Origin of the sequence: Kiloniella antarctica (assembly GCF_042682825.1) — a bacterium.
Classification (GTDB): Bacteria; Pseudomonadota; Alphaproteobacteria; order Kiloniellales; family Kiloniellaceae; genus Kiloniella; species Kiloniella antarctica.
Window position 1 is genome coordinate 480,245 of record NZ_JBHUII010000001.1, and the last position, 12,873, is coordinate 493,117.

Here is a 12,873-nt window from a genome sequence, read left to right on the forward strand (position 1 = left end):
CGATGTCTATTCTTGTTATCGCCGAACATGACAATGCAAGCATCAAGCCTGCTACTCTGAATACAGTTACGGCTGCAATCCAACTTGGTGGTGATGTTCACGTCCTCGTTGCTGGCTCCGGCTGCAGTACCGCTGGTGAGGCCGCCGCAAAAATTGTTGGTGTTTCTAAAATCCTGGTTTCTGATGCTGCTGAGTACGCTCAGGACGTTGCAGAAAATATTGCTCCTTTAATTGTGAAGCTTGCTCCTGGCTACAGCCATATTCTGGCACCCGCTACGACGTATGGTAAAAATATATTGCCGCGGGCTTCTGCATTTCTCGATGTCCAACAGATTTCAGAAATTTCTGCCATTGAATCAGCTGATACTTTTGTACGCCCTATATATGCAGGTAACGCGCTTGCAACAGTACAATCCACTGATGCGATAAAACTGATCACCGTACGTGGCACCGCATTTGAAGCTGCAGCAGAAGAAGGCGGCTCTGCCGCTGTCGAAGCTGTTGAAGCAACTGGTGATGCTGGCCTATCTGCTTTTGTCGGTCAGGAACTCACAAAATCCGAGCGCCCAGAACTCACAACTGCTGGTGTCGTTATTTCTGGTGGCCGTGGCATGCAAAACGGCGAGAACTTCGCCATGCTAGAACGTGTTGCAGACAAGCTTGGTGCTGCGGTTGGTGCGTCTAGAGCTGCTGTTGATGCTGGTTATGTCCCAAATGACTATCAAGTTGGTCAAACAGGTAAGGTTGTCGCTCCTGATCTCTACATTGCAGTCGGGATTTCTGGTGCGATTCAGCACTTGGCTGGAATGAAAGATTCAAAAGTCATCGTGGCAATCAACAAAGACGAAGAAGCGCCAATATTCCAGGTTGCCGATTACGGCCTGGTTGCTGACCTATTCGATGCAGTTCCCGAGCTTGAAAAAGAACTCGGATAAAGAATCTTTTGATCAAGCTCTTAAGGCTTGATTGTCCAAAGATCGTTCTGCAGTAATATCCTAGGGCAAGACGCTATCAAATGTGGTAGCGTCTTGTTTTAGATTTTAGAAGTAGCGGAAAGGCTCGTATAGAGTATGACGATTCAGGAAATTAAATCCGTAGGCATTATTGGTGCTGGTCAGATGGGTAGCGGCATCGCACATGTCAGCTCACTCGCTGGCTTTGATGTTCGCATGGTCGATGTTAGTCAAGAGCAGCTTGATAGCGCACTCGCCACCATCAAAAAGAACATGAATCGTCAAGTCTCCAAGGGTAAAATTTCCGCAGCCGATATCAACACGGCCCTTGGCAGAATTACGAACTCACAAGCCCTTGAAAGCCTTAATCAATGCGATGTCGTCATCGAAGCCGCTACAGAAAATGAAGAGATAAAAAAAGATATCTTTCGTAAAGTCTGCCCATTACTGAAACCAGAAGCCATTCTCTGCTCAAATACTTCATCAATTTCAATCACCCGCCTAGCGGCTGTAACAAATCGTCCCGGTCAATTCATGGGTATGCACTTCATGAACCCGGTTCCTGTAATGCAGCTTGTAGAGCTCATTAGAGGGATAGCAACCGAAGAACCGACCTACCAAGCAATCAAAAACATGACACACAAACTGGGAAAAACATCCGCATCGTCGGAAGATTTCCCGGCCTTTATCGTTAACCGTATCCTGCTCCCCATGATAAACGAAGCCGTTTACACGCTCTACGAAGGCGTTGGAACTGTTGATTCCATTGATACGGCTATGCGGCTTGGCGCAAATCATCCTATGGGACCGCTTGAGCTCGCTGACTTTATTGGCCTAGATACTTGCTTGGCCATTATGTCTGTCCTTTACGAAGGCCTCGCCGACACCAAATATCGCCCGTGTCCTCTTCTTGTGAAATATGTAGAGGCAGGTTGGGTTGGTAAAAAAGCAGGGCGTGGGTTCTATGACTACGCTGGTGATATGCCCGTCCCAACGCGGTAACATCACAACTAAAGCACTAAACGTCGAAGATAAAAGAGCCGTGGAATATGAATTTCTCACGGCTCTTTTGTTTTCAACCATCCATCTCAATTCCCTCTTTATAAGAACGACCTTGAGATTACCTGTTAACTCACAGGTCAGTGTAATATTTGATCAGAGTTTTAACTTCGGCTGCATCCCATTCAAAAGGGCCAATAAGCGCACCAACGATCAGGCCCTGCTTGTCAACAAGGTACGTTGAGGGCAAGCCACGCAACCCAAAAGCCCTAGACACACGACCTTTTGGGTCAACGTAAGCAGGTAGATGTTTCAAGTTCTGTTTCTCAAAGAAGGGGAGAATTTTTTTCAATCCTGTTCTGTCTTCGGATAGTGTGATTACCCTGAACAAATCACTTCCGGCATCGGCCTGTAATTTATCCAAATCTGGCATCTCCTTCACACAAGGAGCACACCATGTCGCCCAGAAATTTATAAGAAGAACTTGCCCCTTCAGATCCTTAAGAGACATCAACTGACCATCTTCTGCCTGAAAGCTGTCGATCGGTACTGGCACAGGAGGATCGAAAAGAGTAAAGTTCCCTTCGAGTCGCCCTTCAAGAGGTGGTTTGTCAGAAGTATCGGCGCTTGCATTGTGTACTGAGAGTGATATCGCCAAAAGTGATATGACAATCAAAAGCATGAGAGTACTTACTCTGAGGAGCCGAGGGGTATTAATCTGGATCATATTTATAAAGTCCATAAAGTCGTACGACCGAGAAGACGAAAGAGAATACTGTGTCAAAACCAAAATCAGCCAGTGATGCAACAGCCAATGCAATGTGGGGCGGACGTTTTTCCGTTGGACCTGCAGAAGTTATGGAGAAGATTAATGCTTCTATCGACTTCGACAAGCGTATGTCCGCACAAGATATCGCAGGATCAAAAGCTCACTGTGCCATGCTGGTTAAGCAAAGTATTATCAGTCCAGAAGATGGCAAGGCAATCCTTGATGGTCTAGACACAATTTCGCGAGAAATCCAAGACGGCGAGTTCATCTTCTCCGCCGCGCTGGAAGATATTCATATGAATATCGAAAATCGACTGCGCGAACTCATCGGTGATGCCGCTGGACGTTTACACACTGCGCGCTCTCGTAATGACCAGGTAGCAACGGATTTCAAGCTCTGGGTACGCAGTGCGATTGACGAACTAGACAAACAAACCGGTCTTTTAATCGAAGCTTTGATCACACAAGCCGAAGACAACTATGACACAATCATGCCCGGTTACACACACCTCCAGGCAGCTCAACCTGTGACATTTGGTCACCACATGCTGGCCTATGTAGAGATGTTTGGCCGTGATCGAGGTCGTTTGAAGGATTGCAGGAAAAGACTGAACGAATGCCCACTGGGCGCTGCGGCACTTGCAGGTACTTCATTCCCTATCGATCGTCATGTTACCGCTGAGGCACTTGGTTTTGATCGCCCCACAGCAAACTCCCTTGATTCAGTTTCTGATCGTGATCATGCCCTTGAGTTCATGTCCGCTGGTGCTATTCTCGCAACGCATCTTTCCCGTTTTGCAGAGGAACTCGTGATTTGGTGTTCTCAAGGTTTTGGATTTGTAACTCTTTCAGATGCCTTCACCACCGGCAGCTCGATTATGCCGCAAAAGAAAAACCCGGATGCAGCCGAACTCATCCGCGGCAAGGTCGCCCGGGTTATTGGTTCACTGAACACACTTTTCATCGTTATGAAGGGCTTGCCTCTTACATATGGCAAAGACATGCAGGAAGATAAAGAACCTGTCTTCGATGCAGCAGATACTTTGATCCTCAGCGTTACTGCCATGACAGGTATGGTAACTGACATGGTTGCCAATCGTGACCGTCTACTTGCAGCAACCGCCGATGGCTTCTTAACAGCAACAGACCTCGCAGATTGGCTCGTGAAAGAGCTCAATTTGCCTTTCAGAGATGCTCATCATGTAACGGGGACGATTGTAAAGCTCGCCGAAGACAAAAAATGTGACATCAGCCAACTGAACCTATCAGAAATGCAAACGGTCGAGCCCCGTATTACCGACGACATATTTAGAGTGTTAACCGTTGAGCAGTCTGCGCAAAGCCGGACTAGTTTTGGTGGCACAGCTCCTGAGAATGTAAAAAAATCAGCGAAAGCAGCGCGTGAGAGGTTCTTGTCATGAAAGAAACTTGGATAGAGCAGGCTCGGATTGTACTGAGACAACTCGTCTTTACCAAGAAATCTCTTGCAACTGCAGTACTGTTTGGCGCAGGTTTGCTGCTCGTTGCCTGCGGTAAGGTTGGAAGCCTCGAGCGTCCGGATGGAGATTGGAATTATCCCCATCAATATCCCTACCCACCCGCAGTAACACCGAATGCGCCAAACGGGGCTGCGGAAGCTGCGCCAGATGAAAATCCTCTCCCGGAGAGTCTTAGTATACGTAAGAACTCTAGGATAAAGACGAAGACTTACGGACAATAAATATGAGTTCCTTTGAATACCGTAACGGCAAACTTCACGTAGAAAGCTTGCCTTTAGAAGACATTGCTCGAGAAGTGGGTACACCGTTTTTTTGTTACTCCACCCAAGCGATGGTGAATGCTTACAATTCCTTTTCAGATGCTCTCTCCAAGGCGGGCGTCAAAGGAACCATTTGTTACGCGCTCAAAGCCAACTCAAATCAATCAGTAATCAAAACTCTTGCCAAAGCTGGCGCGGGTGCCGACGTCGTTTCAGAAGGGGAACTTCGACGGGCTTTGGCTGCAGGTGTCGATCCTAAGAAAATTGTGTTCGCTGGTGTCGGGAAAAAGCCAAGTGAAATGGCTGCGGGCCTTAAGGCTGGTATTCTTCAGTTTAATGTAGAATCTCTACCGGAACTAGAAGCTCTGTCACAAGTCGCAACGCAACTTGGCGTCACCGCACCTATCGCTTTTCGTATCAATCCTGACGTAGATGCAAAAACCCATGCAAAAATTTCAACCGGAAAAGCTGATAACAAGTTCGGGATCGATATCCCGGGTGTCCGTCGCTTTGTAGAACAAGCAGAGGCGCTGCCCAATATCGCCATCGAAAGCCTCGCAGTACACATCGGTTCACAACTAACTGATGCCAGCCCATTCAAAGATGCTTTTCAACGCTTGGCCACACTTTACAAAGAACTTAAAAGTGCCGGATTGCCTCTTAAACGGATCGATTTTGGCGGTGGCCTTGGAATTCAATACAATGACGAAACTCCTCCCGATCTTAGCGAATACGCCGCGGCTGTCAGCGAAGTACTAGAAGGTCTTGATGCAGAGTGTATTTTTGAACCCGGCAGATTCCTTGTTGGAAATGCTGGCGTATTGGTGACCGAAACCATCTATGTAAAAGAAGGCACAAACCGTCGCTTCCTGATTATAGATGCGGCGATGAATGATTTGATCAGGCCCTCGCTTTATGATGCTTGGCACGACATCATTCCTTTAAATCAACCCGCGGCAAATGCTCAACTCACTCCTTGTGATATCGTAGGTCCAATTTGCGAATCTGGCGATACTTTTGCACAACAAAGACCCCTGCCTGAAGTTAAAGCTGGTGACTTTCTCGCGATGGAATCCGCAGGTGCCTATGGTGCTGTAATGGCATCCAACTACAACACCCGATTAAATGCTCCCGAAGTCTTGGTTAAAAGTGATCAGTTTGCTGTTGTGCGTAAACGCATTGATTATGATACACTGATAAAACAGGACGTTCTGCCAGATTGGCTTTCATAATCAGTCGCTAAAAAAGCCCAATCAAATTTTAGGGCGGTATGTCCAAATGAACCTGCCAAAGGAACATATGGACCGATGGATAGTACCGCCCATAAGCAAGTCCGCAAACAGCCGCTAAAAAAAGCCCTCGAATCCCGGCCAGAAACAATCTTGCCGTGGAAAACCCGTTACAAAGCAATGCTCACAAGACTTATCCTTTTTTGGGAGGCCTTTTTAGCTGCTTCCTGGGTATTCTGGGGCACGCTCTCTATCTCTATTATAATTATTCTTCTCGATATCCCCACCTTACTTCCAATTTGGGCTCACCTAACATTTCTCATCTTGGCAGGATTACTGCTGATGACATCAGTGATCTTGTTTGGGATTAAATTTAAAATTCCAGATCAATATGCAGCTCTGCGTCGTCTGGAGAAAACAAATCAACTTTCTCATCGCCCCTTAAGCAGCATCAGCGATCGCCCCTTAAAGGCAACAAAGTCCGGCCTCTCTCTTTGGCTTAAAAACAAAAAAAGGCTCGAAGCTTCTCTCTCATCCCTGACGGTTCCCCTCCCTCGTCCTTTATTGTTTAAAATCGACCCTTATGGCTTAAGGTCCTTGGTTATTTTCGGATTGTTTGTATCTGCCTTCTCTTATGATCAATGGCCCAATCGTATTACAACAGCTTTTGACCTAAATCGCCTAATCCCATCTAGCCAAACAGGTGGTGTCAAATACAGTATGTGGTTAACACCGCCAGATTACACTGGAGCGCCTCCTCTCTTCTTTGATAAGGAGTTTTCAATCCCTGAGCAGCTTGATTTACCTCAAGGCAGTCGAGCTCTTGTTCAGGTTCATGGATTGGAGGGCTCGCCCAATCTGGAACTTTCCGATACGACTATTGAAATGGAGCGGACAGGTGAAACCAGCCACGAAAGCACTTTTGTCATTACCGAAAGCGGTACCCTTAGCATTGCGACCTCATTCCGGACTCTTCTTAACGCTGATGTAAATCTTTTAGTGGACCAAAATCCTGAAATTAGATTTATGGAAAAACCGCAAGAAAATGATCAAGGCCTTTTAAAAATATCATTCGAAACCGAAGATGATTATGGTACCAACATTCTCGAAATTTTGTTTTGGCAAGACGATCCAAACAAAGCAGAAATTATCAAACTTCCACTGCCCGCAAGCCAAAGTAAAAAATATGAGGGGCAGTATTATCTGGATTTAACCGATCACGTTCTCGCTGGTGAGCAAGTTTGGTTTCAACTCGCAACGTTGGATGCTTTAGACCAAAAGGGAAATACTGAAACCATCAAAATCACAGTTCCCGAACGACCTTTTACTCACCCACTTGCACGGCAACTTGTGAATCTCAGGAAAGACCTTAATATTCCAGAAAACAAAGGGAATGTCATTGCCATGCTCGGCGGTCTCGTCAAACGACCTGATTACTATGAGTATGACACACTCGTTGCTCTCACGATGACAATTGCGGGGAAACATCTTCTTTTTGACACCACCTCAGATGCAAAAAAAGAAAGCCAAGAGCTCCTTTGGAAAACGGCACTTCACCTAGAAGATGGGCGATTAAGTACGGCTCAAAGAGATTTACGTGATATTCAAAAACAACTTCAAGAAGCCTTGTCATCACAAGCCCCCCCTGAAGAAATCAATCGCTTAATGGACAAGCTTCAACAAGCTGTTGATTCATTGCTCGCTAAGATGCTTGAGCAGTTTTTAACTGACCCCGAGCAAGAAAACCCGCCACCTCTTCCTGAAGGTGCCAAAACTTTAGATGGTAAAGATCTTCAAAAACTCATTGATCAAGCGCGAATGCTGGCTGAAAACGGATCAATGGAAGAAGCAATGCAACTTCTATCTGAATTACAGAATATGCTTGAAAACCTTGCCTTTCAACAAGGGCCCAATCCGCAAGATAACGCTGGGGACAAAGGCAGAGAAACATTTGAGAAGTTACAGAATCTGACCAAACGACAAGAAGAGCTGCTTGAAAATAGCTACCAACGCCAACAGGAGCAGCAAAAAAACACAAACGAGCCAAAGATGGGAAATCAACCATCTTCTCGTACTACGCCTGGTGGAGGTCGGCCCGGCAATCAAAAACAGAGTTATGGCGAACAACAAGCCAGAGATGCTCGTAGCCAAGAACGCCTCCGGCAAGAGTTAGAACAACTTATGGAAAATATTCAAGAGTTACTTGGTAATATTCCCGAAGATTTTGACCAGGCCGAACAATCGATGGGCATGGCCCGAGATGCTCTCCAGGGACAAGATGGGGATGGAAAAGAAAGCGACCAAGTGGTTCGTGCTCAGACAAGAAGTCTCAGAAAGTTACAAAACGGAACGGAACAAGCCGCAGAAAAATACTTAAAAATGTTAAACCAAGCCCCTGAACGAGGTAGTGGTTGGGTCAGAGGGAAAGACGGTTCTGGAAAAGATCCTTTTGGCCGTAACATTGGGAATGAAGGCGGAAGTGTTGCCAAACGAGGTGTGCCCCTTCCTGATGAGGCCGACTTCTTGGAAAGCCGACGCATCCTTCAGGAATTACGTGATCGTCGAAATGACCGGGCCCGTACCAAAGATGAAAGAATCTACATCCAGAGATTACTGGATCGTTTTTAGCAGAGGCTTGGAATTACAGATAAAACAGTGACAGAAAGGAAATGAAATCTTCCTGAACTGTTTTTTCAACATTAAGTTCAGACTTAATCGACTTCAATGCCAAGTGCTTCCTCAGCTGCCGCGCAGATTTGTTGAAGACTAAAAGGTTTTGTAACAACCTTAAATATGAGCTCTTCCAAATTATGTGCCCTTTGCTTCTCTGCCGAATATCCCGTCATGAGCAAAACGGGCATATCAGGAGCATCCTTTGCAACCTTCAAGGCCAACCCAATACCATCAAGACCAGGCATAACAATATCCGTGATCAAAAGATCGTATTTGTCTTTCTCCAAAGCTTCTAATGCTTGCATTCCGTCGCCGACGGCCGTGACTTCATGCTTTTTATGTGTAAGAGCACGGGCCACAAAAGTCCGTACTGCATTATCATCTTCAGCTACCAAGATTTTAGACATAAACCCCACCGCAACTACCATCAAGTGTATGGTTAACACTTCGTTAATTTGCAGAATATCACGACAGAGCGAAGGTTACCATGCCTTATAAAATAGAGCTGGTAGTAAAGGAGCCTATTTATCAATCGGATCAAAGTCAGGCGTTTGCAGGGCTTCTTCATCAGATACAAAATTTACATCCGCTTGAATAGCTTTCGGCGTACTAATCAACTCTATGAAAAATTCTGTTTTCTCTTCCGGACCGAGAAATTTAACCGAGGGTGAGATCGTTTTACGAGACAGTGCTTCCCCTGTATTAGCACGGAGCGATCCAATAAGTTTTGGAATAATAATCTTTTCGTTCGTGACGTTTACGATTTCACCGGTCACGACAATGAGCTTTGTCCCATCTTTTGTCGCGCGTTCAAATTTCTGGTTCTCAATCTTCAAGCCTTCTCCTGTAAGAAAAACCTGTAGATCAAGTAGCTCATATAACTTCATTGCCTCTGGAACGGTTTTCACAATCAAAACCCGCTCACTCCAAAATCCATATCCAAGTCCACCAGCCAGAGCAAAAAACAGAAGCCAACCAACAAGAACCCCCTTGCCCTTTTTCTTCGCTTTCTCTGGAGCAAACCCCTTTGGTTTCTTAGACCGCACCTTGCCTGGTTCGATAAAATCATCATTGACAGGTTCAGGAGCGACCTCAGAAGGTCCTACAATATTTTCAGGAATTTCAGATATTCCGGTATTAATATCCGGCGAAACAGCTGGGGCAGCGATCTCTATTTCGGCATCAGGTGTCTGGAACCAGGTATGGCGACAACTCTTACAACGGACTTTACGCCCGCTCTCACCGAGGGCTTCAGCAGCAACACGGAACTTACCGCTACATTCAGGACAAGAAATTATCATTCGGCCAATCACCACGAAGAAACGAAATTCGAAGATAATTTATAAGGCGCAGAAAAAACGAACGCAAGGCTTGAACAAAAACTACCCGCTCCGATACCGCCTTTAATCTCTATAAAAGCTTTCGATTATTAAGTGCTCAAGTCTTTACGTTCGCTGTGAAAATATGTCATGGTTCCTACTCCCTTCATTACTATAGGTTTCAGGCCTTTGGTTCGTTTTCAGGATGTTCATTTGCGCTACGGGTCAGGTCCAGATGTACTGCATCAGGTAAACCTTACGCTCGCACCAGGATCCTTTCATTTTATGGTTGGACCCAGTGGCGCTGGAAAGTCGTCACTGTTGCGACTGATGTATCTGGCGCATCGCCCTTCTTCAGGGCGCTTAAGTGTTTTTGGCAGAGATGTTTCCCAGCAGGATAGAAAAGAATTACCAATGTTACGCAGACGCATTGGTATCATTTTTCAGGATTTCCGCCTACTCGACCACCTTACCGCCCTTGAAAACGTTGCTTTACCATTGACGATTACTGGCAACTCCCTGGAAAAAGTCCGACGGAATGTGAGCGAACTTCTTGCATGGGTTGGCTTGGCTGATTATTTGGACGCCAAACCACCAACTCTATCCGGCGGACAACAGCAGCGTGTTGCGATTGCTCGTGCTGTCATTGCACGGCCAAGCCTCCTGCTTGCGGATGAACCAACAGGCAATCTCGATGATAAAATTGCAGAGCGTCTCTTATTCTTATTTGAAGAACTTAACAAACGGGGCACCACCATCGTTGTTGCATCACACAACGAAGCACTCGTAAACAGATTTAATCACCCAGTATTCAAAATTATAAACGGGGAAGTCCGATTGATAAAAGGCATCCAATCTCCCCCACCGCAAAAGACCACAGGATCCCCCTAAATGTTTGGGACACGTAATGATGTCCCTTTGGATAGGGACGCATCCAGTCGATTTTTACCATGGTTGATCGCTGTCATGGTCTATCTCGCAACAATGGCTCTCGTCGTGGCAATTACCATGAACAAGCTCGCGGACCGTTGGGATCAAGGTTTATCCAATAGTCTAACCATACAAGTTCCGGCCGGGCAAACACCCGCTGATCACCAATCCACAGAGCAAAAACTCAAGGACTTCCGAACAAAACTCGCTGAACTCGATAATGTTGAGCAAGTAGATATATTAAACGATGCTGAACTTAACAAATTGATGGAACCCTGGCTGGGAAAGGATGTCCATCTCCAAGATCTCCCGATTCCATTTCTGGTTTCAGTGGAACTTGAACAATCCAACGTAAAAACGATTGATACAATTAACACTCTCCTCTCCGAAAAGTTCCCTGAAGCCAGTGTCGACGACCACCAACGTTGGCTCGGAAATCTTCTCGGCTTAGCCAAGGTGATACAAATGGTATCTCTTTTGGTAGTTTTACTTGTTGGAGGAGCTGCTGGTTTGATGGTTATTCTTGTAACACGTATGGGCCTGGCTATTCACAAACAGGTGGTAGAGCTTTTCCACCATATGGGCGCCCATGATACTTATATCGCAACACGATTTCAGCTTCACGCACTCAAACTAAGTACCGTCGGCGGACTTTCAGGGTTACTGCTCGCGGGGATCACCATTGCTTCTTTTAGTACCCTTTTGGGACAAGCCAACAGCTCAATCCTCCCGAGTTTAACCTTCTCGGTTACAGAATGGGGAGCACTTTTATTGATGCCTATAGGAGCTTCGTTAATTGCCATGATGACTGCTCGATTGACCGTTCTCCGCAGTTTAGCCTTAATGCCATAGTACTTATGAAAGATGACTTCATTGTTTCACAGATCAAATAGAAGAACCTTTCTCACACTCAAAGCCGGCTCTTTTATAGCAGTCACCGCCCTCTTTCTTTGGATCTTGGGCTTCTTTTGGTTTGCAACAAGTCTGCCCGATGAAATCACTGACAAGTCACAGGTCACAGACGCCATTGTGGTGCTTACTGGTGGTAGCGACCGGATTAATACTGGTCTTGATCTTTTATCTGATGGTCAGGGCAAAAAGCTTTTTATTTCAGGGGTATATCAGGGCGTTGAAGTACAAGAGCTTTTGAGTCTTTCTAAACGCTCCCCCCAAAATTTAGAATGTTGCGTCAAACTTGGGTATCAAGCCGATGACACCCGTGGAAATGCCCAGGAAAGTATGACTTGGGTAAAGGAGCAAGGCTATTCATCATTACGCCTTGTCACAGCCTCCTATCATATGCCAAGAAGCCTTTTGGAATTTCGTCATGCGATGCCAAATATCACCATCTACCCACATCCTGTATTTCCAGAGCATGTGAAACAGAAAGATTGGTGGCTTTGGCCGGGCAGTATGACGCTTATTCTATCTGAATACGTAAAATTTTTATTGGCTCAAGTCAGAAATTGGGCTGAAGATATGCAAGCGAACCTGATCGGATAACACTCAATGATTTTCTTAAGATCTCTGACTTTCAATATATTTTATCTGATTTGGTGCGCTATTTTCTTTACGCCTTGCCTGTTGCTCATGCTTTTTCCCCAACGCTACATGCTCATCGCAGGCCACTATTGGGCAATCGTGATTTTCTGGCTTCTTAAAGTTATTTGCGGAACAACTTATGAAATCCGTGGTAAAGAAAATCTCCCAAAAGACGGAAAATTTTTACTTGTCAGTAAACATCAATCCGCATGGGAAACTATTGCATTGATGGCTTTTCAGGATAATCCTTGTATCGTCCTTAAAAAACAACTTCTGCGTATTCCCTTTTTTGGCTGGTACCTATGGAAAAGCGGTGTTGTCGCCATTGATCGAAAGGCGGGAACAAAAGCGTTAAGACAGATGATTTCAGAATCAAAAGAAGCTCTGGAACAAAATCGTCCTATTGTGATTTTTCCAGAAGGCACGCGCTCTACACCGGGGCAACCTCCGGAATATCAAACAGGAATAGCAGCTCTATATAGTGGTTTGAATGTCCCTGTTTGTCCTGCAGCACTCAATTCAGGGCTATTCTGGGGGAAAGATGCTTTTGTTAAAAGACCAGGGACAATTGTCCTCGAATACCTCCCCCTCATACCGACAGGCCTTAAGCCAAGAGTCTTTATGAAAACGCTGCAAGACACGATAGAGACCGCGAGCAATGATTTGATGGAAGAAGCCAAGAAAGTTGAAGGAAAATAGT

13 protein-coding genes are annotated in these 12,873 nt (G+C 45.7%); 10 read left to right on the forward strand and 3 right to left on the reverse strand.

Annotation, left to right across the window (positions count from 1 at the left end; all coding sequences use genetic code 11):
- The first annotated feature begins 2 nt into the window (after positions 1-2).
- A complete protein-coding gene (locus ACFSKO_RS02290; RefSeq protein ID WP_380247988.1) occupies positions 3-935 on the forward strand; it encodes an FAD-binding protein in 933 nt (310 codons plus the stop codon).
- Between the two features lie 135 nt (positions 936-1,070).
- The gene (locus tag ACFSKO_RS02295) at positions 1,071-1,955 is read left to right on the forward strand and encodes a 3-hydroxybutyryl-CoA dehydrogenase (RefSeq protein WP_380247990.1); all 885 of its coding nucleotides are present in this window, start codon (positions 1,071-1,073) and stop codon (positions 1,953-1,955) included.
- A 130-nt stretch (positions 1,956-2,085) separates the two neighbouring features.
- On the opposite strand, the gene ACFSKO_RS02300 is transcribed toward ACFSKO_RS02295, so the two are convergent.
- Positions 2,086-2,679, reverse strand: a complete 594-nt coding sequence (locus tag ACFSKO_RS02300; protein WP_380247992.1) for a TlpA disulfide reductase family protein — start codon at positions 2,677-2,679, stop codon at positions 2,086-2,088.
- 92 nt (positions 2,680-2,771) lie between these two features.
- Between ACFSKO_RS02300 and argH the strand changes: the two genes are divergently transcribed.
- From argH to ACFSKO_RS02320, 4 genes are all read left to right on the forward strand, one after another.
- On the forward strand, positions 2,772-4,142 hold the full coding sequence (gene argH / locus ACFSKO_RS02305; protein ID WP_380249424.1) for an argininosuccinate lyase: 1,371 nt from the start codon (positions 2,772-2,774) through the stop codon (positions 4,140-4,142).
- Positions 4,139-4,441 carry a hypothetical protein gene (locus ACFSKO_RS02310; protein WP_380247994.1) on the forward strand — a complete coding sequence of 101 codons (303 nt, stop codon included), beginning with the start codon at positions 4,139-4,141 and terminating at the stop codon, positions 4,439-4,441. The genes argH and ACFSKO_RS02310 overlap by 4 nt, the downstream gene beginning before the upstream one ends.
- Before the next feature lie 2 nt (positions 4,442-4,443).
- A complete protein-coding gene (lysA, locus tag ACFSKO_RS02315; protein WP_380247996.1) occupies positions 4,444-5,712 on the forward strand; it encodes a diaminopimelate decarboxylase in 1,269 nt (422 codons plus the stop codon).
- A gap of 75 nt (positions 5,713-5,787) precedes the next feature.
- Positions 5,788-8,337: a DUF4175 domain-containing protein gene (locus ACFSKO_RS02320; protein ID WP_380247998.1), complete on the forward strand. Its 2,550-nt coding sequence runs from the start codon at positions 5,788-5,790 to the stop codon at positions 8,335-8,337.
- Positions 8,338-8,420: 83 nt separating this feature from the next.
- On the opposite strand, the gene ACFSKO_RS02325 is transcribed toward ACFSKO_RS02320, so the two are convergent.
- Positions 8,421-8,789: a response regulator gene (locus tag ACFSKO_RS02325; RefSeq protein ID WP_380248000.1), complete on the reverse strand. Its 369-nt coding sequence runs from the start codon at positions 8,787-8,789 to the stop codon at positions 8,421-8,423.
- Positions 8,790-8,903: 114 nt separating this feature from the next.
- Complete coding sequence (locus ACFSKO_RS02330) at positions 8,904-9,683, reverse strand: zinc-ribbon domain-containing protein (RefSeq protein ID WP_380248002.1); 780 nt, start codon at positions 9,681-9,683, stop codon at positions 8,904-8,906.
- 168 nt (positions 9,684-9,851) lie between these two features.
- On the opposite strand from ACFSKO_RS02330, the gene ftsE reads away from it, so the two are divergent.
- Genes ftsE through ACFSKO_RS02350 form a run of 4 tightly spaced genes read left to right on the forward strand, consistent with a single transcriptional unit; the run spans position 9,852 to position 12,872 of the window.
- Positions 9,852-10,592 carry a cell division ATP-binding protein FtsE gene (gene ftsE, locus ACFSKO_RS02335; RefSeq protein WP_380248004.1) on the forward strand — a complete coding sequence of 247 codons (741 nt, stop codon included), beginning with the start codon at positions 9,852-9,854 and terminating at the stop codon, positions 10,590-10,592.
- A complete protein-coding gene (locus ACFSKO_RS02340) occupies positions 10,593-11,483 on the forward strand; it encodes a cell division protein FtsX (protein ID WP_380248006.1) in 891 nt (296 codons plus the stop codon).
- Between the two features lie 12 nt (positions 11,484-11,495).
- Entirely contained in the window at positions 11,496-12,134 is a 639-nt protein-coding gene (locus ACFSKO_RS02345; protein WP_380248008.1) for a YdcF family protein, read from the forward strand.
- A gap of 6 nt (positions 12,135-12,140) precedes the next feature.
- The gene (locus ACFSKO_RS02350) at positions 12,141-12,872 is read left to right on the forward strand and encodes a lysophospholipid acyltransferase family protein (protein WP_380248010.1); all 732 of its coding nucleotides are present in this window, start codon (positions 12,141-12,143) and stop codon (positions 12,870-12,872) included.
- Position 12,873: the final 1 nt, after the last annotated feature.